A 21,658-nucleotide genomic window follows, 5' to 3' on the forward strand; every position below is an offset into this window, starting at 1 on the left:
ATGCGCTAACGTCCACCCTCGCCTCTTGTGGATGCCAACGCCATGTCCATCGCCGATAACCTCCTCGCCTTTACCTTCGCCGCCACGTTGCTGACGCTTACACCCGGCCTCGACACTGCATTGGTGCTGAGGACCGCCACGGTGGAGGGCAAGCGCCAGGCGTTGCAGGCCACCCTCGGGATCAATGCAGGTTGCCTGCTGTGGGGCGCGGCCGTTGCGTTCGGTTTGGGCGCACTGATTGCGGTCTCGGAAGTGGCCTACAACCTGCTCAAATACTGCGGCGCGGCTTACCTGGCCTGGCTGGGGCTGAACATGCTGCTGCGTCCACGGCGCTCGCTGGCGTCAGCCGATGTGGAGGGCAAAGCCGACGGCAACTGGTTTCTCAAAGGCATGCTGGGCAATGTGCTGAACCCCAAGGTGGGGATTTTCTACGTGTCGTTCCTGCCGCAGTTTATTCCCCAAGGGCACTCGCTGATCGCCTGGACCTTTGGCCTGGTGAGCATCCATGTGGTGCTGGGGCTGGCGTGGTCGCTGGTGTTGATTGGCGCCACGCAGCCGTTGTCCGGGTTCTTGCGCCGGGAAAAGGTCATCCAGTGGATGGACCGCACCACCGGGATGATCTTTGTGCTGTTTGCGGCGAAGTTGGCGTTGAGCCGGCGCTAGCGTGTTGAGCTCAGGAAAACACGCGCGCAATCACCAGTAGCAACACCCCGAATGCGCCAGCGCAAACCAGGTTCAGCTTGGCGTTCTGGCGGTCCAGTTTGCTTTCGATCGACTCAAGCAAGGTGTAGATATCGCCGGGATTTGCCGGTGGTGTGCTTTTGGCATCCGTAGCGGTGACGTCGCCGTGAGCCGCCAGGATGCTACCGCCGACACCACCGCACGCGATGGTTATCAGCAGGATCACGGTATCGATGGTATTGGCGGCGGTAAATACATAGAGCGGCACATAGGCCGTGCACGTACCCGGCGCGTGAGTCAGTTCAAGCGCACACTTCCCATACTCCGCGACGCCAAACTTGTAGATCATCGACGTCATCACACCGAGCCCGATCATCAAGATCCCTTTGCGAATGCGCAGGGTCTTCATATTCAGGAGCAGGCCGAACAGCAAGACGGCGACCACACACAAGAAGCCACCCGTAGCCAGCGGCCACTCACTGATGCGTACAGTTTTCGCGTACAAAACAATTGCAACCATCACGCAAAAAAGAACAACCCATTCCCACGGTTCGAACCACTGCTTCATCTTCATGACTGACCTTCACTACGGTGAGCGCGCAGGAGCATCCAGCGCTTCCTTGCTGATTTTTTGGGCGCGCAGTGTACCGACAAACAGTGATACCGGTTGGCCAGTCCGTAAAAAAACCGCTATGGTCGCGCCTTTCGCAACAGGTCTACAGCGAGGGAATGCGATGGGCTTTTTAGATCGGTTGTTCGGTGGCCGCTTCACTATGCCGCCACCCGATGAAACAAACGCCAGCCATGCGGCGATCATGCGCGAGATGCGCTCGCCCGAATCTGTGGCGCAAAAACAGGCACTCAAGGTGTTCACCGAAACCCTTCTGGCGCGTATGCCCGAGGCAGAAAGCGCGAGACTCGTGCGCCGCGTCCTGCGTAAATATGCCGTGGACCAAGCCCCCGCCAGCGCATTGACCGAAGGCCTGCTCGACACCTCCAGAGGCCAGAAGCTCACCGACCTTGCCCTGCTCGGCGTCGACTTTCGTGGCTTCGATGGCTTTGAATACCTGGCGCCCTACCTGGTGGCCGCCAGCGGCGTGCAAACGCCCTACCACTATGAACACACCGGCACCCGGCCAATGCTGGAAGTACTGGAGCGCTTCGATCAATGGCTGGCCGGTTTCGACAAGCGCTACCTGCACCTGGACTCAGGCGATGACGATTACGTCGGGTTTATCGTGGATGCCGACCGCGTTGAACACACCCTCGAATTGGCCCGCCAGGCGGGCCTGAGCGTGACCATCGGTACCGATCATGAGTGAAGCCGTCGCCTCTTCACCGCGCAATTACTTGGTCCGCCACTGGCGCGGCGAGTTCTCGCTGGCCCACTCATTCTGGATCAACGAAGTGTTGCTCAGCCTGGTGTGCCTGCTGGCGACTTCACCGCTGTACTTCATGCTGGTGCGTAACCCGCCAAGCCCCACCGGCTTGCTGATGATGGGCGTGCCGTTCATGGCCGGCGCGCTGGCCGTCACACTCTGGCAAGGGGTGGGCGTCTGGCGTTCAGCCCGGCACCACCGCCAGCGCGGCGGCAAGTCGCGCTGGGTCACCGTGGTGCGCATACTGGTGATCGTCGGCGCGGTGCAAACGGCTTACTCGTTGTTCGATGTGGTGCCCGCGTTCAAGGCGGCGCTGCGCCTGGCCATGGACCCGAATGCGCTGCCCGCCTACCGCATCACTGCGCTCAGCGATAGCGAGCTGGAATTCAACGGCGGCATCGCGCCCGGCAGTTTTTCAGCCTTCGAGCAGGCAGTGGCCGATCACCCCAACGTCACCACGGTGCAACTGGACAGCGTGGGCGGCCTGTTCGGCGAAGCGCGGGCCATCGCGCGACTGATCGAAGACAAGGGCCTGAACACCTATACCAACCGCGAGTGCGTGAGTGCCTGCGCGTTGGTATTCATGTCCGGCAAGCAGCGTTTGCTCGGCGCTGAAGGCAAGCTGGGCTTTCATGCCGCGACGCTGTTCGAATCGGGCGCGGCATCAGCGGCCGTCGTCGAGCAGTACCGTGACGCGCTGCTCAAACACGGTGCGTCCAAACAGTTCGTCGACAAAGTGCTGGCGACCGGCCGTGAAGACATGTGGTTCCCCGACATCACTGAACTCAAGCGCGAACACATCATTACCGCCACAGCAGATGCCCGCGACTTCACCGACGCGCGCCTGGCGAAGCTGCGGGAACCGGGACAACTGGACGCCCACCTGCGCAAGTATTTCCAGCTCAAGACCCTGGCCGAAGACGCGCCTGCGCAGTACGAGGTGGAAAAGGCCAAGGCACAAAAAGCCCTGGACAAGGCCTCAACCTTTACCGCGTTCGATAAGCTTACGCGGGATCACGACACCTGGCTGATCCAGGATGCCTTGCGCAAGGCCCCGGCCCCGCAACTGTTAAGGTTCTGGCAAGCCCAGGCGGCGCTGGTGAACGCCGTGGGGCAAGGCGACGAGAAGATCTGCGCGTTCTACCTCAGCGGCGTCTACCCCGGGGGTTACAGCGCAATGCCAGACACCTTGCTGGCGCTGTTCACGGACACACGGGACAGCCGACGTGAACTGGTCAAGGCGGCCGCCGAGGTCACGGGTGACGTGACCCCGACCGCCCAGGCCCGGGCCGATCTAAACCGTGTGTTCAACCACGCCGAGCCTGGCACCTACGACGCCTATCGAAACCCGACCCAACACGCCCCCGCTGAGGTGTGCAAAGCCCATCAAGAGCTGTACCGCCGTGTGCTCGCGTTGCCGAATCCAACGCGTGTCGCCGAAGCGTTTCGACTAGTGCCGGGCTACACGCGCTGAGTGGGGTCAGATGCCTGCGTCTTGCAGCATCTGGAGCAGCGCTTCTGGCCAAACTGTGTCGGCGGTGGTCTTCAGGTCGCTGACAGACCACCAATGGTGATCGGCCATGACCTGGGTTTCTGACAGGGTCCACTCGGCTTTTGACAGCGCCGTGCTGGGCGCATGCACGACGAAATATTTCTCGATGGCCAGCACTGTTTCGCCACAGGGCAGCATCAAGGCAACGCGCCGGTCGGCCACGCATGCGCCAACGCTATTGCATACAAGGCCAGTCTCTTCGCGCAGTTCGCGTATCGCTGCGGCTTCGAAGCTCTCGCTGTCTTCAACACCGCCGCCGGGTGTGGCCCAGTAGTTTTGCCCGGCCAATGCGCCGTCCTTATGCACAAAGCGAAACAGCAGCACCTCATGGGCGGGGCTGATCACCAGCAGGCGCGAGGCCTTGCGTTCACGCATTGGCCGGCGCCTCCAGCAGTTGCGCCAACGCCTTGCGCAGCGGGCCGTGCAGCGCCTCGACGTAAGGCGGGGCATTTTTCCAGTCGTAAAACCAGGCCGGCATCCGCCGTTTGTCCTCCGGTTCCGAGGCATAACGCGGGAAGATATGGCAATGCAGTTCCGGCTCGGAATTGCCGAGAATCTCGTAGTTCATGCGCACGGCATCGGTGGCTTGCAACACGGCATCGCCGAGACGGGCCATGTCCAGCAAGTAAGTGGCACGGGCCTCAGCATCCAGGTCATTGAGGCTGGCCACCACCGGGTCGGGCAACAGCAGGCAGTACCCCGGCAAAAACTGCACATCGCCCATCACCGCCCAGCCTGAGGCCATGCGGCAGATAACCTTGTCATTGGCCCCGTTGCGAGCCAGTTCTACGCGTTCCGTGATGAGCGCCATGCCATGTCCTTGATCAAGATGAGGTGCAGGCGGCATCTTACCCGGCACGACTGCCCCGAAAACAGGCAAACCCGTGTTACGACAATAAGTGATCAGAGTTGTAGACAAAAAATAGCTAAAGGTTCTCGACCCACAGGCCGACATAGCAGTGATAGCAAATCGCCGCCCTCCATCCAGAAGCGACGATTTGGCCGCCCTCCCCGCTGATGGTCGTCTCGATGAAAATAAAAAATAAGCTGGTCCTTGCTTTCGTTTCCGTCGCTTTTATCCCGGTCAGCCTGGTTGCGGTGATCTCCGTCATGAACACGCGAACCCAGGCGGTCGATCAGTTCATCGATGGCAGCACCCGGGAAATACGCCAGATCGATGGCAACATCCGCCAGTTTTTCGACGGCACGACGCAGAACGTCGATCAATTGTCCGCCGATCCTGTATACACTTCCGTGAACACCCTCAAGGACTACCAACCCGCCAACGCCGCCAGCCAACCGATGCCGGCCGAGGCGCAACAGGTAATCGAGCACTTTGCGCGCTACGGTGCGACCCACCCCGCCGCTGCGATCCTGTCCATCGGCCTGGAAGATGGCACTTACGCCAAATGGCCCGACGACCCGCAACTGGCCAAATATGACCCGCGCACGCGCCCTTGGTACAAGGCGGCCATGGCCAGCCCCGGCAAGACCGTACGCACCCCGGCGTATTACTACGACAAAGACGATGTGGCGCTGGTGGGCACCGCGCGCGCGTTGCTGGATAACACCGGCAAGCCCAAGGGCGTATTTGTGGTCAGCGTCTCGCTGAAGAACCTCACCGAGCTGGTCAAGAGCATCAAGCTCGGCGAAAGCGGCTACGTGATGCTGATCGAAGACGGCGTGGTGCTGGTGGACCCGCGCGACAACGCGCACAACTTCAAGCCCCTCAAAGACCTTGGCGAGCCCTACGCTCAGTTGGCCAATACCGCCCAGGGTTCCACCGAGGTGGTGATCAATGGCGTGCGCTACATGGCCAATATCTGGACCTCGCCTGGCCTTGGCTGGCGGTATGTCGGCCTGATCGAATACAACGAAGTGATGGCCCAGGCCACGCGCATGACCTACCTCACCAGCGCGATCGTCGCGGTGCTGGTGCTGATCTTCGGGCTGGTGGCGGCGGCGTTCTCCAAGGTCATCGTCAAACCCATCGGCCAGGTCAGCACCGGCTTGCAGTCCATCGCCCAGGGCGAAGGCGATTTGCGCCATGAGCTGCACGTGCAGGGCAAGGACGAAACCGCCGAACTGGCCGGCTGGTTCAACAAGTTCCTCGCGGCGATCCGTCAGTTGATCCAGCACATCGGCGCCGCATCGGCCAATTTGCAGGATGCTTCACGGGTCAACAGCGAAGTGGCGAACAACATGAATGACGCTGCAGGGCGCCAGCGCGAAGCGGTGGAATTGGTCTCCACGGCGTTCAACGAGATGGTCGCCACCGCCAACGAAGTCGCCCGTTCGTGCAGCGGCGCCGCCGAGTCGGCGGAGAACGGCCACCGGCGCGTCGCCGAAGGCAAGCAGCAGATCGAAGTGACCACCGATAACGTCAACCGCCTGGGCCGCCGCCTGACCGAATCGTCCCAGGCCATGGTCGAGCTGGAAGCCGGCAGCCGCAGCATCAACCAGATTCTCGGCACCATCCGCGCGATTGCCGAGCAGACCAACCTGCTGGCCCTCAACGCCGCCATCGAAGCCGCCCGGGCCGGCGATCAAGGCCGTGGGTTTGCCGTGGTGGCCGACGAAGTACGGGCCTTGGCCAAGCGCACCTCGGACTCCACCGGCGAGATCGAAAACCTGCTCGGCACCCTGGAAACCAAGACCCAGGAAGTCACCCAGAAAATGGGCAGTTGCCTGGACCTGTCACGGGCTAGCGTGTCGTCCATCGAAAGCGCGCGGGACAGCTTCGAGGGCATCCAATTGTCGGTCAACGAAATCCGCGACCAGAACCTGCAAATCTCCGCCGCCGCCGAGGAACAACACAGCGTGGCCGAAGAGATCAACCGGCATATCCAGCAGATCTACGACGAAGCACTACTGGTGGAAAGCCTGGCGAACTCGGCGCAGGACGACTCGGGGCGGTTGTCGAACCTGTCGGATGAGTTGAATGGGTTGGTGGGGCGGTTCAAGTCCTAAGCCTTGCGCCGATCCAACCTGCAAACCCAATCCCCTCTGGGAGCTGTCGAGCTTTAGCGAGGCTGCGATGGCGGTGGGTCAGGCAACAGAGGTTTCGCCTGTGCCGCCGCTATCGCATGCAAGCCAGCTCCCACATTTTGAACGGTGTACGCCTGCACCAGCCTGCAAACCCGATCCCCTGTGGGAGCTGTCGAGCTTTAGCGAGGCTGCGAAAGCGGTCGGTCAGGCAATAGAGGTTTCGCCTGTGCCGGCGCTATCGCAGGCAAGCCAGCTCCCACATTTGACGAGGTTCACCATTCAAAAACTTGGAACCGTCGCCTGGCACAGCGCAATCACATCGTCAGGCGATGCACCTCAATCACCAACCCCCTCCTCCTCACTCGGCACACAGAAGTGCCGGGTAATCAGGTCGAACTCAGCATCAGTCGCCGCGAAATCATGCTCGCCCCGGGCATTCCTGGCATGCAGCCGGGCGCGGCATGAGGCGTCGTCCAGTTCCAGGTAATGCAGGCAGTGCGGCACCTGGGCCGTCTGCGCCAGGTCGCGCAGCCATTCGCGGTTGGCCAGGGTGTTGGCTGGAAAATCCAGCACCACGTTGACCCCCGATTGCAGCAGGCGGATCACCAGCGGCCCGAGCACGCCGCGGATACGTTGGGCGCTGCGCAGGTAGTCCGCGATAGAGAGGATTTCCCCCGGATAGAGCTGTGCCAACCAGTGGTCTTCGCTGAGCACGATGGCGGCGTGTTCGGCAGCGAGGCGGTTGGCGAGCGTGGATTTACCGGAGGCGATCTTGCCGCAGAGCAGATGCAGGGTAGGCATGGGGACGTTTCCTTGTGTCGGTCACAGAGCATGCCCGGCGGCGCGTGGCCGGGCAACACTCTTCAATCCCTGGACTATGCTCAAGCAGCCGTTGGGAGCGCAGCGCGTCCGAAGGCACTGAGAGCGGTGGCGCCAACCGCCATCCATGGCCTTTTGGATAGGAAGTCCTATGACCAGACAGACAAGCGTATTGGGCCTAGTCGCCCTGCTCCCCCTGGCCTTGGCCCACGCCGACGATGGCGGCATCAGCTTCTGGCTGCCCGGCCAGTTCGGCGCCCTCGCCGCCGCCCCGGTCACGCCTGGCTGGAGCCTGCCGCTGATCTACTACCACGTCAAAGCCAGCGACAACAAAAACAAGGCCTTCCCACGCGGCGGGCGTACCGTGGTCGGGTTGGATGCGGAGGCCGACCTGCTCTTTGCCAGCCCTACCTATACCTTTGAAACGCCCGTATTGGGCGGTGCCCAGGCGGCGATTTCGGCGGTGGGTGCGGTGGCGCGATCCGAAGCCAGTATCGATGCGACGGTCACCGGCCCGCGCGGCCGTTCGTTTTCCGGCGGGACCCATGACAGCCTCAAGGGCGGCAGCGATTTGTACCTGCTCGGCACCTTGAAATGGAACCACGGCGTGCACAACTTCATGGCCTACACCATGGGCAACCTGCCCATCGGCGCCTATGACCCCAACCGCCTGGTGAATATCGGCCTCGGCCACGCCGCGCTGGATGCCGGCGGCGGCTACACCTACTTCGACAAGACCAACGAGTTCTCCGCCGTGGCCGGCATGACCTACAACTGGGAAAACCGCGACACCCGCTACCAGAACGGCATCGACGCCCACCTCGACCTGAGCGCCTCGCACTTCCTCAGCTCGCAAACCCTGGTCGGCCTGGTCGGTTACTACTTCGAACAAGTCACCGGCGACAGTGGCAGCGGCGCGACGTTGGGGGATTTCAAGTCACGGGTCGCCGGGATTGGCCCGCAGGCCGGGCATTTCTTCAAGGTGAGCGATGAGTTGTGGTATGCCAATATCAAGGGCTATTACGAGTTCGATGCCAAGAACCGCCCCGATGGCTGGAACATGTGGGTGTCGCTGGTCATCCCCCTGAATGGCAAGAAATGATCGCCCTCACGCCTGGCGCCGCTGCCAATGCTCATAGAACGCCAGGGACGCGACGTTCTTGTCCTTGGCCTCCAGCATGATGTCGAAACGGTCGAGAAACTGCAGCGCGTAGTCATTGGTCCAGCGGTTCCACATCTGCGCGCTATGGCCGTACAAATCGCGTTTGGACACCACTTGCATCAGCGCATCCATTTCCAGCTTGTGGTCCGCGTCAAAGCCCAATTCCTGCAAGTTCTCCTGCGGCTGGGAGTAATGCATGGTCGGGCGCACACCGCGCCAGCTGTCGATGACCCGCGCGACCCGTTCCGAGTGGGGGTCGATGTAGTCGTTTTCGTTGATCCAGCAGTGGTGGATATCCAGCACCACAGGCGCCAGGTCGGCCACTTGCAGGCAGTGGTCGAGGCCGTAGGTCTTTTCGTCATTCTCGAAGGTGATGCAGTTGCGCGCCACTTGCGACAGGCGCCCCCACACCGCACGCGTGCCCTCGACGCCCAGGCGGCCGGCGATGTGCACGTTGCATTTGAGGTCCTGGAACTGCTGGCCGTAACCCATCATGCGGATCATGTCGGCGTGGTATTCGAATTCGGCCAGGCTGTTTTCCACCACACCGGGGTTTTCCGAGCCGAGCACGCAATATTGGCCGGGGTGAAACGACAGGCGGATATCCGACGCCCGCGCCAGTTCGCCGATGGCGGCAAAGCCCTCGATCAACTGCTGTTCGATGGCCGGGTCCTTGTACACTGCGGCGACTTTCGGGTGGCTGTAGAACGGCAACAAATCACTGCTCAGGCGCAGCATGCGCAAGGTCGGCGGCAAGCCGGCGACGTAGCGCAGCAGGTGCAATTGCGCGGCAAGGTTATGGGTGACCACTTCCACCAGCTTGGCGCGCGCCACTTGGGGCGTGACTCCCTCCATCCAGCGCAGGGTGGTGGTGCGCGGGTTGTACGGGCCTTCGATCAATTTCAGCGCACTGGCCGAGAGCAGGCGTTCGGGATGCTTGTATTGGCATGCAAAGCCGATGCGTGGATGAGTCATGGGAGTGCCTGGCGGGGATAAGGACGAGATGATACGGGGTTAGGTGCGACTCGACCCAGGAGGTTCAGTGGATGTGTGCATTGACATACTTGCCCAAGGCAACAATATAATTGCTCAAGGCAACCATATGGACTCCATCATGTCTTCCACCTCCCTTGTCGAACGCGCCGGCATCATCCGCGGTTTCAACCGTTTCTACACGCACCAGATCGGTGTGTTGCAGGAACACCTGCTGCAAAGCGCCTTCTCGCTCACCGAAATCCGCGTCATGTACGAGCTGTCTTCCCGTGGCGACCTGACCAGCACTGACTTGTGCCAGATGCTCAGCCTCGATGCGGGCTACCTGAGCCGGCTGATCAGCGGGCTCGAAAAGCAAGGCCTGATCCAGAAAGTCCGCTCCGTCACCGACGCCCGCGCCGTGCAACTGCACCTCAGCGACCTCGGCCGCTCGGTGTTGGCGCCCCTGGAGCAAAAGACCCAGGATGAAGTGATCGCCTTGCTGCAGGCCCTGCCCGAACCGCAACAGCAGCAACTGACCGCCGCCATGCAGCGCATCCAGACCCTGCTGCAAGGCACGGCGCCGAGCTTCCTGCTACGCGATCCGCAGCCTGGCGACATGGGCCTGGTGGTACAGCGACAGTCGGCCCTGTATGCGCGTGAGTACCACTGGAACTGGGAGTTCGAAGCGTTGGTCGCGGAGATCGTCGCCAAGTATTTGCGCGAATTTGATCCCAGTTGCGAGCGCTGCTGGATCGCAGAAAAGGACGGTGAGGTGGTGGGTTCGGTGTTCGTGGTGCGCCATGACGACAGTACCGCCAAGCTGCGTATGCTCTACGTCGACGCCAGCGCGCGTGGCATGGGCATCGGCCAGCGCCTGGTGGATGAGTGCCTGCGGTTCGCCCGGCATGCCGGCTATAAACGCATGGTGTTGTGGACGATGAGCGCGCTGGTGAATGCACGCAAGTTGTACCAGAAGGCGGGGTTTGAATTGATTGAAGAGGAGCCCACCCAAAGCTTTGGCAAGGAATTGGTCAGCCAGACCTGGGCGCGGGACCTGTGAGGCATTCCCGCGCTGCAGCCAGCGCGGGAAGTGACGGGTTAAAGGTCAGTGATTTCCTTGTGGCGCGGCACCAGCGTCTTCATCACGCTCCAGGCCACCAGGTACGCCAGCGCACAGATCGCGAACATGATCATGTAGCCGGTGTGGATGTCGTTGATCGACTTGTAGTAGTCGAAGACCCAACCGCCGATCTTGGTCATCACCACGCCGCCGAGGCCGCCGGCCATGCCGCCAATACCAACCACCGAGGCCACGGTTTTCTGCGGGAACATGTCGGACACGGTGGTGAAGATATTGCACGACCACGCCTGGTGCGCTGATGCGCCCACACCGATCAGCAACACCGGCACCCAGAAGCTGATATAGCCGAACGGCTGCGCCAACAACACCACCAGCGGGAACAGGGCGATGATCAACATCGCTTTCATGCGCCCGTCATACGGCGCGTCGCCCCGGGCCATGAAGTAGCTGGGGAACCAGCCGCCACCGATGCTGCCGACCATGGTCATGCTGTACAACACCGCCAGCGGCATCACGATATCGGCGCCTTTCATGCCGTATTGCGCCGACAGGTACGTAGGCAGCCAGAACAGAAAGAACCACCACACGCCGTCGGTCATGAACTTGCCGAAGGCAAATGCCCACGTCTGACGGTAGGTCAGCAGCTTGAACCACGAGACTTTTTTCCCCGCCGCACCGGTAGGCGCCGGGGTGAACGGCTGTACGGTCTCGTCACTGCGAATGTAGGCCAGTTCCGCCGCGGACAGGCGCTTTTGCTGCTCGGGTTTCTCGTAGAGCGCGATCCACACCGCCACCCACACAAAACCCAGCGCACCAATCACGATAAACGCCGCTTCCCAGCCCCAGAGGCCCGCGATCAACGGCACGCAAATCGGCGCCAGGATCGCACCGACGTTGGCCCCGGAGTTGAAAATGCCGGTGGCGAATGAGCGTTCTTTCTTGGGGAAATACTCCGCCGTGGCCTTGATCGCAATCGGAAAGTTACCCGCCTCGCCAATCGCCAATACCGCACGGGACAGCATGAAACCGGCAATCGACACCGGAATCACCGCCAAGCCAATCGCCCCGCTGACGGCGGCAATGCCCTCGCCCATCGGCACCGAGAACGCATGCATGATGGCGCCCGTGGACCAGATGCCAATCGCCACCACATAGGCGGTCTTGGTGCCGATCTTATCGACCAGGCGCCCGGCAAACAGCATGGAGATGGCGTAGACAAACTGGAACACCGCCGCGATGTTGGCGTAGTCGGTATTGCTCCAGCCAAATTGCGTGGACAACTGTGGCGCCAGGAGGCTGAGCACCTGACGGTCGAGGTAGTTGACGGTGGTGGCAAAGAACAGCATCGCGCAGATGGTCCAGCGATAGTTGCCTACCGCTTGGCCAACGCGCTGGGCGTTGATGGGCTCGTTCAAGTTCATGGCATCACTTTTTTATTTTTGTTAGATAGGACATACGTTACGTCATATGTCGTCGTACAACTGTGACTTTTATAGCGGGAGCCCTACACGCTGTCAATGTGAAAGATTGCGGTTTATTGAGGTATGTGACGCACAAGGCAAAAGCAGTTGTAGGATGACAATGCCCATTCACCCGACATCGCTCAACTGTGGGAGCTGGCTTGCCTGCGATAGCGGTGGGTCAGCCTCAGATTTTTCACTGACAGACCGCCATCGCAGGCAAGCCAGCTCCCACCTTGTTTTTGCGCAAGACAATAAAAAATGCGCCATCCGGTGAATTATTTCGTGTCCGCTTGTATCTGACCTTTCAGAGCGGTGCCATCGCGGCGATGGCACCTCCCCTGTTCAGATTTAGAGTGGTCCCCATGAAAGCTCGCAAGAAACGCGTCAACCCCATCGGATTGAAAGACATCACCATTGTCGATGACACCAAGATGCGCAAGGCGATCACTGCCGCTGCATTGGGCAATGCCATGGAATGGTTCGACTTTGGCGTCTACGGGTTCGTCGCCTACGTGCTCGGCAAGGTGTTTTTCCCCGACGCCTCCCCCAGCGTGCAGATGATTGCCGCGCTGGGCACCTTCTCCGTGCCATTCCTGATCCGCCCGCTGGGCGGCCTGTTCTTTGGTGCACTCGGCGATAAATACGGGCGACAGAAAGTCCTCGCCGCCACCATCGTGATCATGTCCCTGAGCACCTTTGCCATCGGCCTGATCCCCGGTTACGCCACGATTGGCATCTGGGCGCCGATCCTGCTGTTGCTGTGCAAAATGGCCCAGGGTTTCTCGGTGGGTGGCGAGTACACCGGCGCGTCGATCTTTGTGGCCGAATACGCCCCCGACCGTAAACGCGGGTTCCTTGGCAGTTGGCTCGACTTCGGCTCCATCGCCGGTTTCGTCCTTGGCGCGGGCGTGGTGGTGTTGATCTCCAGCGTGCTGGGTGAAGAACAATTTGAAACATGGGGCTGGCGCCTGCCGTTCTTCCTCGCCCTGCCCCTGGGCATCATCGGCCTGTACCTGCGTCACGCCCTGGAAGAAACCCCGGCGTTCCAGCAGCACATGGACAAGCTCGAACAAGGCGACCGCGAAGGCCTGAGCCACGGGCCCAAAGTCTCCTTCAAGGAAGTCGCGACCAAACACTGGCGCAGCCTGTTGACCTGCATCGGCATCGTCGCCGCGACCAACGTGACGTACTACATGCTGCTCACCTACATGCCGAGCTACCTGTCCCATAACCTGCATTACAAAGAAAACAGCGGCGTGCTGATCATCATCGCCATCATGGTCGGCATGCTGTTCGTACAACCGTTCATTGGTTTTGTCAGCGACAAGATCGGCCGCAAGCCCTTCATCATCGCCGGCAGCATTGGCTTGTTGGTGCTGTCGATCCCGGCCTTCATGCTGATCACCAGCGGCAAGATCGGCCTGATCTTCGCCGGGCTGCTGATCCTCGCCATCGTGCTGAACTTCTTTATCGGCGTGATGGCCTCGACCCTGCCGGCGATGTTCCCCACCCACCTGCGTTACAGCGCGCTGGCCAGTGCCTTCAACGTTTCGGTGTTGATCGCCGGCCTGACCCCGACGGCCGTGGCCTGGCTGGTGGAAAGCACCAACGACCTGTACATGCCCGCCTACTACCTGATGGTGTTTGCCGTGGTTGGCCTGATCACCGGCCTGACCATGAAGGAAACCGCCAACAAACCCCTGCGCGGTGCAGCGCCGGCGGCATCGGACATGGCCGAAGCCAAGGAGTTGTTGCAGGAGCATCACGACAATATCGAGCAGAAGATCGAAGACATCGATGCCGAGATTGCCGAGCTGGAAGCCAAGCGCGAGAACCTGGTGCAGCAACATCCGCGGATCAACTGAGCGGATCGGCAAAAAGGGTAAACACCCCACCTGTGGCGAGGGAGCTTGCTCCCGCTGGGCGGCGTAGCGGCCCCAAGATTTTGGGAGCGCTACGCACTCCAGCGGGAGCAAGCTCCCTCGCCACAGGTACATCATTCCTTCTGAATGTTTAAGTTTGCCCTACCTGAAAAACTGACTCGGCGTCTTGCCAAACTGTTTCTTGAACATGCTGGTAAAGGCGCTGGGGCTTTCATAGCCCAGCTCCAGGGCCACGTCGATAATCTTCTCCCCCACCGCAATGCGCTCCAGCGCCAGCAACAAGCGCGCCTGCTGGCGCCATTGGCCGAAGGTTAGTGCGGTTTCCTTGCGGAACAGGCGCTGGATGGTCTTCTGGTCCAGGCCCAGGCGTTCGCTCCAGTCGGCTACGGTGGAGGCGTCGCCCGGATCGTCCTGCAACGCCGCGCAGATCCGCTGGATGCGCGGATCGCCAGGCTGTGGCAGGGACAGCGGCAAGGCCGGCAGCAACGCCAGCTCATCGAGGATCAGGTGCATAATCCGCGCATCCCGCGAGTCTTCGGCATACGGCGGTTTCAGGCTCACCGAGGCCTTGATCAGCTCGCTCAACAACGGCGAGATACTCACCGCCTTGGTTTCACTCGGCAGGTTGGGGAACGCCTCAGGGCGCACAAACACACTGCGCATTTTCAGCGCCCCTACGCACCGCAGCGAGTGAACCTGCCCGCACGGCATCCAGAACCCACGGTTGGACGGCACCGTCCATTGGCTTTGTGCCGAGTGCACCACCATCACGCCTTCGATGGCGTAGAGTAATTGGTGCTTCTCGTGACTGTGCTCGGGGATCACCCAGTTCTCGGGGTAATCGGTGGCCGAACTGATCACCGTCCAGTCGCCTTCGTCGATTTCCTGTAGAAATTTATCCAGTGATTTGATCATTTCGCCCTTTTTGCGATGATTGCTGCCCGAATTTCGCGAGACAGGCATTTTCGGCAAATCTAGCATGGGCACCGAATCATTTTGAAATAGATGGTGAGCTCAAGTACTCGCCACCCTGTATGGAATGCCTGCATGTCGACCCTGACCGCGTCACCCGCTGCTGCCACCGCCACGCCCCAAGCCAGCCCTTTGGTCATGCGCATTCTCGGCGCCTGTGCCCTGGCGCATTTGATCAATGACCTGATCCAGGCCGTGCTGCCGTCGATCTACCCGATGCTCAAGGCCAACTACGGCCTGAGCTTTGCCCAGGTCGGCCTGATTACCCTGACCTTCCAGCTGACCGCCTCCCTGCTGCAACCGTGGATCGGCTACCACACCGACCGCCATCCCAAACCATGGCTGCTGCCCGCCGGCATGGTCTGCACCTTGATCGGCATCCTGATGCTGGCGTTTGTCGGCAGCTTCCCGGCGATCCTGCTCGCCGCAGGCATGGTGGGCGTGGGTTCCTCGACCTTCCACCCGGAAACCTCGCGCGTCGCGCGCCTGGCGTCCGGCGGTCGCTTTGGCCTGGCGCAATCGACGTTCCAGGTCGGCGGCAATACCGGCAGCGCCCTCGGCCCATTGCTCGCAGCGGCGATCATCATTCCCTACGGCCAGGGCCATGTCGCCTGGTTCGGCCTGTTTGCGGTGTTTGCCATCCTGGTGCTCTACGGTTTGAGCCGCTGGTATCGCAACCACCTCAGCCTGTTCAAGCTCAAGCAAGGCGGTAAAGCCACCCATGGCTTGTCCAAGGGCCGCGTGACCTTTGCCTTGGTGGTGCTGGCCGTGCTGGTATTTTCCAAGTACTTCTACATGTCCAGCCTCACCAGCTACTTCACCTTCTACCTGATCGAGAAGTTCCACCTGTCGGTCGCCAGTTCGCAGATGTACCTGTTCCTGTTCCTCGGTGCAGTCGCCGTGGGCACCTTTGCCGGCGGGCCGATTGGCGACAAGATCGGCCGCAAGAAAGTCATCTGGTTCTCGATCCTCGGGGCCGCGCCGTTCACCCTCGCCCTGCCCTACGTCGATCTGTTCTGGACCGCCGTGCTCAGCGTGGTGATCGGTTTTATCCTCGCCTCGGCCTTCTCCGCCATCGTGGTGTTCGCCCAGGAGCTGGTGCCCGGCAACGTCGGCATGATCGCCGGGATCTTCTTCGGCCTGATGTTCGGCTTCAGTGGGATTGGCGCCGCGCTGCTCGGTTTGCTCGCGGATAACCATGGCATCGAGTACGTCTACAAGCTGTGTTCGTTCCTGCCGCTAGTGGGCATTCTGACGATATTGCTGCCCTCTACCAAAGGCGTCTGAACCACCGATCATCGGCATGGCTGAATGCCATGACGATGAGTGTTCTGAAAACCTGCGTGTGCGCTTACAATCCCGGTTTAAACGCACACCAGGCAGACCCGGCTAGACATGACGCTCGACCCTCCTACGATTTTGGCCCTCACCGTGGCCCTGGCCGCTGCGGCCGCCCTGTACCTGGCCGTTGAATGGCGCAGCGTGCGCGAACCGTCGCTGCTGTGCTGGAGCGCCGGTTTCGCGACCATCAGCGTCGGCTCCACCCTCGCCTTGCTGCGCAGCAGCGGCTTCCTGATGATCGGCATCTGGTTCGCCAATGGCTTGCTGGTGATCGCCCACTTCCTGTTTTTGCTCGGCGTGGCGCGGTTTACCCAGGCACGGCTGTCGCGGTGGTGGCTGCTGATGCCCGTCGTGTGGCTGGGCATGCTGCTGTTGCCGGCCGACTTGCCGTGGTCCAAAGCCATGCTGGCGGTGCAATCGTTGCTGGTAGCGGCGCCGACTTTGTGTGCCAGCAGCCTGCTGCGCCCACACGGCAAGTCATTGAGCATCGGCGCGGTGCAACTGCGCTATGTGCTGCTGATCCACGGCTCGTTCTATGTGGCCAAGGCGCTGTCGGTGTTGATCCCCGGTACCTTGATCGACCTGGCGGCGTTCAAGGGCGAGATCATCCAGGTGTCGTTGGTGGAAGGCGCGATGGCGATCATGCTGATCGCGTTGTCGATGACCGGCTCGGAACGTTATCGCCGCGAACAGCAGATCGCCCGCCTCGCCGCCCGCGACCCGCTGACCGCCCTCTACAACCGCCGCGCCCTGGACCTGCGCGCGCCGCGCTTGCTGGCCCAGGTGTCCCCGGCCCGTCCGGGCGCACTGCTGTTGATCGACATCGACAACTTCAAGCCGGTCAACGACCTTTACGGCCACATCGCCGGCGACCGTCTGCTGATTGCCTTGAGCGAGATGATCCGCGCAGTGGTGCCCCGTGGCGCATTGGTCGCGCGCTTGGGTGGCGATGAGTTTGTGATCCTGCTGCATCCAGCCTCCACCGAACAAATCGTCGACCTCGGCAGCCGCCTGCGCGGGCAATTTTTTCAATTCACCTCGCAAACCTTTGCGACCCCGACAGCGGTGACCTTGAGCATCGGCGCCAACCTGTTCGACCAGCCGCCGGCGAGCCTGACGGAGTTGATCGAACACGGGGACACCGCGCTCTATGAAACCAAGCGCGGTGGGCGTGACAGCATTCGGTTGGTGGATCGCACCGGAGCGAGTTCGTTTGGCTAATCGTCGCTGAGGGTGATTTTCACCGTGCAGCGACCCCACCTGCACCATCCCTACCTATCCAGCTGACTTTTCCTAAGTGAAGGCCGGAAGCGTCCGACTGTACTTCGAATATCCAAATTATCAGGGTAACTGCGCAATAAACGCACGTTTACTGACTGCATAAAAAGGACATTTTGAATGAGTGACGGACACTTCATTGGCTTGGGTGATAAAACTACCTGCGGCGGGAAAGTCCTGGATGGCGACCCCAGCATAAACATCTATGGCCTCCTCCACGCCTGTGAGGGAGACCGCGTGACCTGTGGAAAGCACCCGGGCATATATAAAATACTCGGCGGTATTTCACACATGAACAGCCATGGCAGGCTGATGGCCGGCACGCTGGACAGCTTCAGCAGTTGCCCCTGCCGCGCCAGATTCATTCCCTCGGTCTACACCGCCATCTATCGCAACGAAAGCTACGAACCACCAGCCACGAGACGGGCCGCTGAACCGGCGCCAGTGGGTCAAGCCCACAGTTCGGCAGGCCCGAATCAGCCGACGTACAGTCCTTTGCGTAATTGGACGCCCTCTGCGCTTAACAGCCCACAAGGTGAAGAACCCGGCTTCTATATCGTCCCCCAAAGCACGACCCGCGAAGCGCTGGAGGCCACGTTATTTCCAACGCCAGACCCAGCGATAATGGCCAAGTTCCGAACGCTCAATCCTCGAACAGACAACGTTAAAGCCGGCTCATTGATCGTGCTTGGCGACCCAAACAATTTTCAATGCAGCAAAGAAGAAAACCAGTTACTGGCAGCCGCAGCACTCACCCATGACGCTATAAACCCTCTGAGTACAGCCGATGCGGACTTCATGATGCGCCATCGCGAGCAGATCCAAAGCTTCCTGGCCCACAGTTCAACCGCTATCGGAGCGGGTGAATCCATGCTCGCGAGGAATCTGGATAGCTTGAAAACAATCTTGCAAGAGATCGAAGCCCTGCACCAAAAAGCGTTTCTCAAGGATGGGCACTTACGATCACCCGAATTCTTCGCCGAACGTAAAAACCTGCTGGCCCGGCTTGATACTCACCTCACTTCCCTGACCCGCAGAAGCGCTGGTATCCCCGACCATCCCAACCTGAAAATCGCGCTGGGGATATCAAGCCGTAGCCTTGTTCATCGGTGGACACAGGCCGGGGCACCGGGCCAGATACCTGGTTACGCGACCCACATCCAACAGTTGGCGAAAGCTTCGACGGTGATCAAACATGGAGGCTGGGTCGGTACAGCGATTGGGGGTGGGGCTTCTTATATGAAGGTGAAAAACGTGTGTTCTGCGGGTAACCAAGAAGCCTGCGAGAAGATCAAGTTTACGGAAACGGGTAGCTTTGTTGGCAGCGTTGGTGGGGGCGCAATCGTAGGGGCGATTTTATCGGGTTCGTCCGTCACCGCAATATGTATTGCCCTTGGTGTGCCGACAGCAGGTGTTGCGAGCTTGGCATGTGCTGTCGTCGTTGTTGGTGCAGCCTCCGTCACCGCTGGAGTTGTAGGCGGGGCAGCGGGTGAACAGGTAGGGGAAAAGATTTATGAGGCCGTTAAATGAGCCTGAGCATAGGCGACAAGGTGTTTTTGGTTATTGCCTTGACAGACTTTGCCGGCATTTTTCTATGGATTGGTATTTGTCTGCACCTTGCCTATACAAAATTGGACCTCATCCTAGAACACCTGAAAAACAGTTCGGCAATCACAGTCAGGGCGCCGTTGCGGCATGGGGGGCCATGGGGGAAATTGCTGTTGATCGGTGGCATCTCTGGAGTCGTCACGTTTCCAAGGATCCACATCAAAAGAGGTACGCTGAGCACCGCAGATCTCGCAGGTTTTCCAGTCGCGCTCAAACTTAAATTCGTGCGTCTGCAATGGAGCGCGTTCGGGCTCATAGCGGTCATGATGACCACTGGCATAGCCATTAAGCTCGGATTGATTTAACCGCGATTCGTCGCATCAGGGGAAATGGGGGCCGTCCCCATTTCCCAACCACACCTACCACTAAAAATCGTAACTCACCGCCACACTCCGCCCACTCTTCACCGACTCCAGCGCACAATCCGCCAGGTGCAACGCATACAAACCGTCGCGCATGGTGGTGGGCAGCGGCTGGCCGCTGTTCAGCGCATCAATGAACTGCGTCAGCTCATTACGATAGGCATCCGCATACCGCTCCAGGAAGAAATGCTGCAACGGCTCCATCGCCTCGGTGTGCTCCGCGCTCCAGTGGCGCAAGGTGCTGGGCCGATGGTTGTCGGTGAGCAACACGCCGCTGGCGCCGGACACTTCGACGCGTTGGTCATAGCCATACACCGCCTGGCGGCAGCAGTTGATATGGCATTGCTTGCCCGAGGCGGTGCGCAGCAAGACCATCACGCTGTCGTAATCGTCGATCTCGGCCAGGCTGGGGTCCACCAGCCGGCTGGCGATGGCGCTGACTTCCACCGGTTCTTCGCCAAGCAGATGGCGCGCGGTGTCGAAGTCGTGGATGGTCATGTCGCGCAGGATGCCGCCGGAGTGGGCCAGGTAGTCACGCGGGGCCAGGCCGGGGTCGCGGCTGGTGATGATCACTTGGCGCACGGCGCCAATCTGCCCGGCATCCAGGGCTTGGCGCAGGCGCAGCATGTCGGGGTCGAAACGCCGGTTGAAGCCGAGCATCACCTGGCCGCCCTGGCGCTCCACGGCCTTTGCTGCGCTGCGCGCCTTGGCGATATCAAGGTCGATGGGTTTTTCGCAGAGTACCGCCTTGCCCGCAGCCACCGCTGCCAGCAGCAGGTCGATATGGGTGTCGGTGGGTGTGCCGATGACGACGGCGTCGATGTCTTCACGGCTGAGCACGGCGGCGCAATCGTAAGCCGCCTCGCAGCCCAATTGCGTGCTTAGTGCATCGACTCCCTCGCGCCAGGGATCGGCCACCAGCACCAGCGTGGCATCTGGGTGGGCGGCGACGTTGGCGGCATGGATCTTGGCGATGCGCCCGGCACCTAGAACGGCGATTCGTAGCATGGTGAACACTCCTGGTTTTGTTGTTGGGGAGAGATTCAGTCCGGCAGGTTGAACGGCGTGACGATCTGCACCTGTGACGGCGCAATCGGCCCGGCCTTCCACAGCCGATGAAATTGCAGGATGTGCAGGAACACGCTGCGCGCGTCGATCTGCAGGTTGTGGTCGATGATTGCGGCGACTTTTTCTTCACGCAGCAGCTGGCGGTTTTCTTCGTCGAGGTCGTGGCCGACAAACACGTCCAGCGGGCGTTCGAGGGCGGCGAAGGCATCGACAATCGCGCGGTTGCCGCCGCCGACGCTGTACACCGCCTTCAACTCGGGATGGTGTTTCAGCGCCTGGGTCACACGCTCAAAAGTGCGGTCGTAAACGCCGTAACCGCCGCTGATGTCCAGCACCCGCAGGTGCGCGGCGCGCCCGCGCAACCAGGCGCGAAAGCCCATCTCGCGTTCTTCTTCGCCACGGAACAACTCGCTGCCGATCACCACGGCGACGTCCTGGGCAACCGTCGGCAACCAGCGCGACATCAGGTACGCGGCGGTCTGCCCAGCCGTGCGGTTGTCCATGCCGACGTAGCCGATGCGCTCGCTTTGCGGCAGGTCCGTGACCAGGGTGACCACCGGAATGCCCGCCGCGATCAGTTGCTTGACCGCCTGGTTCACCGCCGGTTCATCGGCAGCCTTGAGCACCACGCCCTGGCTGCCGGTGTCGAGGCAGCGCAACAGTTGGTCGTGCATGGCCTGGGGTTCGATCTCTTCGAACAGGTGAAAGCGCGGGGCAATCCGAAACGGCGCCAGGCTGGCCAGTTGCGCGACGATGGCCGCCTGCACCGCGGCGCTGAAGCGCTTGGGCGTGTGCATGATCACGTCCACATGAAAGGTGCGGCCAACCGCCAGGCCGTTTTTCTCCTGGGACTCCAGCTCATCCAACGCCTGCTCGATGCGCCGCCGGGTCTGCGCATGCACGCTGCCGCGCTGGTGCAGCACACGATCGACCGTGGCTTTGCTCACGCCCGCCTGGGTCGCGAGTTGCTTGATGGAGAAGTGTTTTGCGCGTTCGAGCATGCGGTTCGCCTGAGGTGTTTTTGAGGTCTTATTTGGGCGTTACTG

The 21,658-nt window shown here is 60.9% G+C and carries 20 protein-coding genes and 2 pseudogenes; 12 read left to right on the forward strand and 10 right to left on the reverse strand.

What is annotated here, in order from left to right:
• Positions 1 to 42 precede the first annotated feature (42 nt).
• Positions 43 to 663 (forward strand): LysE family translocator, encoded by a 621-nt coding sequence (locus ACU688_RS14905; RefSeq protein ID WP_448185355.1) that lies wholly within the window; start codon positions 43 to 45, stop codon positions 661 to 663.
• 10 nt (positions 664 to 673) lie between these two features.
• Here ACU688_RS14905 and ACU688_RS14910 read toward each other — a convergent pair whose 3' ends face one another.
• Positions 674 to 1,255: a hypothetical protein gene (locus ACU688_RS14910; RefSeq protein WP_448185356.1), complete on the reverse strand. Its 582-nt coding sequence runs from the start codon at positions 1,253 to 1,255 to the stop codon at positions 674 to 676.
• Between the two features lie 160 nt (positions 1,256 to 1,415).
• Here ACU688_RS14910 and ACU688_RS14915 point away from each other — a divergent pair, with 160 nt between their 5' ends.
• Together ACU688_RS14915 and ACU688_RS14920 are read left to right on the forward strand one after the other, a co-directional pair.
• Positions 1,416 to 2,003, forward strand: a complete 588-nt coding sequence (locus ACU688_RS14915) for a DUF6630 family protein (protein ID WP_448185357.1) — start codon at positions 1,416 to 1,418, stop codon at positions 2,001 to 2,003.
• On the forward strand, positions 1,996 to 3,534 hold the full coding sequence (locus ACU688_RS14920; RefSeq protein ID WP_448185358.1) for a COG3904 family protein: 1,539 nt from the start codon (positions 1,996 to 1,998) through the stop codon (positions 3,532 to 3,534). Before ACU688_RS14915 ends, ACU688_RS14920 begins: the two co-directional genes overlap by 8 nt.
• A 6-nt stretch (positions 3,535 to 3,540) precedes the next feature.
• Here the strand turns inward: ACU688_RS14920 and ACU688_RS14925 are convergent, their stop codons facing one another.
• From ACU688_RS14925 to ACU688_RS14935, 3 genes are all read right to left on the reverse strand, one after another.
• Complete coding sequence (locus ACU688_RS14925; protein ID WP_448185359.1) at positions 3,541 to 3,987, reverse strand: NUDIX hydrolase; 447 nt, start codon at positions 3,985 to 3,987, stop codon at positions 3,541 to 3,543.
• The gene (locus ACU688_RS14930; RefSeq protein ID WP_448185360.1) at positions 3,980 to 4,423 is read right to left on the reverse strand and encodes an HIT family protein; all 444 of its coding nucleotides are present in this window, start codon (positions 4,421 to 4,423) and stop codon (positions 3,980 to 3,982) included. The genes ACU688_RS14925 and ACU688_RS14930 overlap by 8 nt, the downstream gene beginning before the upstream one ends.
• Before the next feature lie 115 nt (positions 4,424 to 4,538).
• A complete protein-coding gene (locus ACU688_RS14935) occupies positions 4,539 to 4,724 on the reverse strand; it encodes a hypothetical protein (protein ID WP_448185361.1) in 186 nt (61 codons plus the stop codon).
• Between ACU688_RS14935 and ACU688_RS14940 the strand changes: the two are divergent.
• Both ACU688_RS14940 and ACU688_RS14945 read left to right on the forward strand, forming a co-directional pair.
• Positions 4,723 to 5,727 (forward strand): annotated as a pseudogene (locus ACU688_RS14940) (cache domain-containing protein); the annotation flags it as partial. The gene ACU688_RS14935 and the pseudogene ACU688_RS14940 overlap by 2 nt on opposite strands.
• 87 nt (positions 5,728 to 5,814) lie before the next feature.
• A complete protein-coding gene (locus ACU688_RS14945) occupies positions 5,815 to 6,582 on the forward strand; it encodes a methyl-accepting chemotaxis protein (protein ID WP_448185591.1) in 768 nt (255 codons plus the stop codon).
• A gap of 332 nt (positions 6,583 to 6,914) precedes the next feature.
• On the opposite strand, the pseudogene ACU688_RS14950 reads toward ACU688_RS14945, so the two are convergent.
• Positions 6,915 to 7,401: pseudogene (locus ACU688_RS14950) on the reverse strand (P-loop nucleotide/nucleoside kinase family protein).
• Between the two features lie 169 nt (positions 7,402 to 7,570).
• Between ACU688_RS14950 and ACU688_RS14955 the strand changes: the two are divergent.
• Positions 7,571 to 8,521 (forward strand): SphA family protein, encoded by a 951-nt coding sequence (locus ACU688_RS14955; RefSeq protein ID WP_448185362.1) that lies wholly within the window; start codon positions 7,571 to 7,573, stop codon positions 8,519 to 8,521.
• 6 nt (positions 8,522 to 8,527) lie between these two features.
• On the opposite strand, the gene ACU688_RS14960 is transcribed toward ACU688_RS14955, so the two are convergent.
• Positions 8,528 to 9,556 (reverse strand): UV damage endonuclease UvsE, encoded by a 1,029-nt coding sequence (locus ACU688_RS14960; RefSeq protein ID WP_448185363.1) that lies wholly within the window; start codon positions 9,554 to 9,556, stop codon positions 8,528 to 8,530.
• Between the two features lie 139 nt (positions 9,557 to 9,695).
• Here ACU688_RS14960 and ACU688_RS14965 point away from each other — a divergent pair, with 139 nt between their 5' ends.
• Positions 9,696 to 10,616 (forward strand): bifunctional helix-turn-helix transcriptional regulator/GNAT family N-acetyltransferase, encoded by a 921-nt coding sequence (locus ACU688_RS14965; protein WP_448185364.1) that lies wholly within the window; start codon positions 9,696 to 9,698, stop codon positions 10,614 to 10,616.
• A gap of 38 nt (positions 10,617 to 10,654) precedes the next feature.
• Here ACU688_RS14965 and ACU688_RS14970 read toward each other — a convergent pair whose 3' ends face one another.
• A complete protein-coding gene (locus tag ACU688_RS14970; RefSeq protein ID WP_448185365.1) occupies positions 10,655 to 12,058 on the reverse strand; it encodes an MFS transporter in 1,404 nt (467 codons plus the stop codon).
• Between the two features lie 404 nt (positions 12,059 to 12,462).
• Between ACU688_RS14970 and proP the strand changes: the two genes are divergently transcribed.
• Positions 12,463 to 13,965, forward strand: coding sequence for a glycine betaine/L-proline transporter ProP (proP, locus tag ACU688_RS14975; RefSeq protein WP_207042780.1), 1,503 nt, complete (start codon positions 12,463 to 12,465; stop codon positions 13,963 to 13,965).
• Positions 13,966 to 14,124: 159 nt separating this feature from the next.
• On the opposite strand, the gene ACU688_RS14980 is transcribed toward proP, so the two are convergent.
• Complete coding sequence (locus ACU688_RS14980; protein ID WP_448185366.1) at positions 14,125 to 14,946, reverse strand: AraC family transcriptional regulator; 822 nt, start codon at positions 14,944 to 14,946, stop codon at positions 14,125 to 14,127.
• 84 nt (positions 14,947 to 15,030) lie between these two features.
• Here ACU688_RS14980 and ACU688_RS14985 point away from each other — a divergent pair, with 84 nt between their 5' ends.
• From ACU688_RS14985 to ACU688_RS15000, 4 genes are all read left to right on the forward strand, one after another.
• Entirely contained in the window at positions 15,031 to 16,242 is a 1,212-nt protein-coding gene (locus ACU688_RS14985) for an MFS transporter (protein WP_448185367.1), read from the forward strand.
• 108 nt (positions 16,243 to 16,350) lie between these two features.
• Positions 16,351 to 17,517, forward strand: coding sequence for a GGDEF domain-containing protein (locus tag ACU688_RS14990; protein ID WP_448185368.1), 1,167 nt, complete (start codon positions 16,351 to 16,353; stop codon positions 17,515 to 17,517).
• A 177-nt stretch (positions 17,518 to 17,694) separates the two neighbouring features.
• Positions 17,695 to 19,104: a PAAR domain-containing protein gene (locus ACU688_RS14995; RefSeq protein ID WP_448185369.1), complete on the forward strand. Its 1,410-nt coding sequence runs from the start codon at positions 17,695 to 17,697 to the stop codon at positions 19,102 to 19,104.
• Positions 19,101 to 19,487, forward strand: coding sequence for a hypothetical protein (locus ACU688_RS15000; protein ID WP_448185370.1), 387 nt, complete (start codon positions 19,101 to 19,103; stop codon positions 19,485 to 19,487). The genes ACU688_RS14995 and ACU688_RS15000 overlap by 4 nt, the downstream gene beginning before the upstream one ends.
• Positions 19,488 to 19,547: 60 nt before the next feature.
• On the opposite strand, the gene iolG is transcribed toward ACU688_RS15000, so the two are convergent.
• Together iolG and ACU688_RS15010 are read right to left on the reverse strand one after the other, a co-directional pair.
• Positions 19,548 to 20,552 (reverse strand): inositol 2-dehydrogenase, encoded by a 1,005-nt coding sequence (iolG, locus tag ACU688_RS15005; RefSeq protein WP_448185371.1) that lies wholly within the window; start codon positions 20,550 to 20,552, stop codon positions 19,548 to 19,550.
• A 35-nt stretch (positions 20,553 to 20,587) separates the two neighbouring features.
• The gene (locus ACU688_RS15010) at positions 20,588 to 21,613 is read right to left on the reverse strand and encodes a LacI family DNA-binding transcriptional regulator (RefSeq protein ID WP_448185372.1); all 1,026 of its coding nucleotides are present in this window, start codon (positions 21,611 to 21,613) and stop codon (positions 20,588 to 20,590) included.
• Positions 21,614 to 21,658 lie beyond the last annotated feature (45 nt).

The sequence above is a fragment of the Pseudomonas acericola (SeqCode) genome (assembly GCF_053456465.1).

Excerpts from the sequence above, each read along its gene's own strand:
- ACU688_RS14925 (WP_448185359.1), bottom strand. The coding sequence starts at position 3,987 with ATGCGTGAACGCAAGGCCTCGCGCCTGCTGGTGATCAGCCCCGCCCAT.
- ACU688_RS15010 (WP_448185372.1), bottom strand. The coding sequence starts at position 21,613 with ATGCTCGAACGCGCAAAACACTTCTCCATCAAGCAACTCGCGACCCAG.
- ACU688_RS14945 (WP_448185591.1), top strand. The coding sequence starts at position 5,815 with ATGAATGACGCTGCAGGGCGCCAGCGCGAAGCGGTGGAATTGGTCTCC.
- iolG (WP_448185371.1), bottom strand. The coding sequence starts at position 20,552 with ATGCTACGAATCGCCGTTCTAGGTGCCGGGCGCATCGCCAAGATCCAT.
- ACU688_RS14985 (WP_448185367.1), top strand. The coding sequence starts at position 15,031 with ATGTCGACCCTGACCGCGTCACCCGCTGCTGCCACCGCCACGCCCCAA.
- proP (WP_207042780.1), top strand. The coding sequence starts at position 12,463 with ATGAAAGCTCGCAAGAAACGCGTCAACCCCATCGGATTGAAAGACATC.
- ACU688_RS14910 (WP_448185356.1), bottom strand. The coding sequence starts at position 1,255 with ATGAAGATGAAGCAGTGGTTCGAACCGTGGGAATGGGTTGTTCTTTTT.
- ACU688_RS14970 (WP_448185365.1), bottom strand. The coding sequence starts at position 12,058 with ATGAACTTGAACGAGCCCATCAACGCCCAGCGCGTTGGCCAAGCGGTA.
- ACU688_RS14920 (WP_448185358.1), top strand. The coding sequence starts at position 1,996 with ATGAGTGAAGCCGTCGCCTCTTCACCGCGCAATTACTTGGTCCGCCAC.
- ACU688_RS14955 (WP_448185362.1), top strand. The coding sequence starts at position 7,571 with ATGACCAGACAGACAAGCGTATTGGGCCTAGTCGCCCTGCTCCCCCTG.
- ACU688_RS14930 (WP_448185360.1), bottom strand. The coding sequence starts at position 4,423 with ATGGCGCTCATCACGGAACGCGTAGAACTGGCTCGCAACGGGGCCAAT.
- ACU688_RS15000 (WP_448185370.1), top strand. The coding sequence starts at position 19,101 with ATGAGCCTGAGCATAGGCGACAAGGTGTTTTTGGTTATTGCCTTGACA.
- ACU688_RS14965 (WP_448185364.1), top strand. The coding sequence starts at position 9,696 with ATGTCTTCCACCTCCCTTGTCGAACGCGCCGGCATCATCCGCGGTTTC.
- ACU688_RS14915 (WP_448185357.1), top strand. The coding sequence starts at position 1,416 with ATGGGCTTTTTAGATCGGTTGTTCGGTGGCCGCTTCACTATGCCGCCA.
- ACU688_RS14905 (WP_448185355.1), top strand. The coding sequence starts at position 43 with ATGTCCATCGCCGATAACCTCCTCGCCTTTACCTTCGCCGCCACGTTG.
- ACU688_RS14960 (WP_448185363.1), bottom strand. The coding sequence starts at position 9,556 with ATGACTCATCCACGCATCGGCTTTGCATGCCAATACAAGCATCCCGAA.
- ACU688_RS14990 (WP_448185368.1), top strand. The coding sequence starts at position 16,351 with ATGACGCTCGACCCTCCTACGATTTTGGCCCTCACCGTGGCCCTGGCC.
- ACU688_RS14935 (WP_448185361.1), bottom strand. The coding sequence starts at position 4,724 with ATGACGGAGATCACCGCAACCAGGCTGACCGGGATAAAAGCGACGGAA.
- ACU688_RS14980 (WP_448185366.1), bottom strand. The coding sequence starts at position 14,946 with ATGCCTGTCTCGCGAAATTCGGGCAGCAATCATCGCAAAAAGGGCGAA.
- ACU688_RS14995 (WP_448185369.1), top strand. The coding sequence starts at position 17,695 with ATGAGTGACGGACACTTCATTGGCTTGGGTGATAAAACTACCTGCGGC.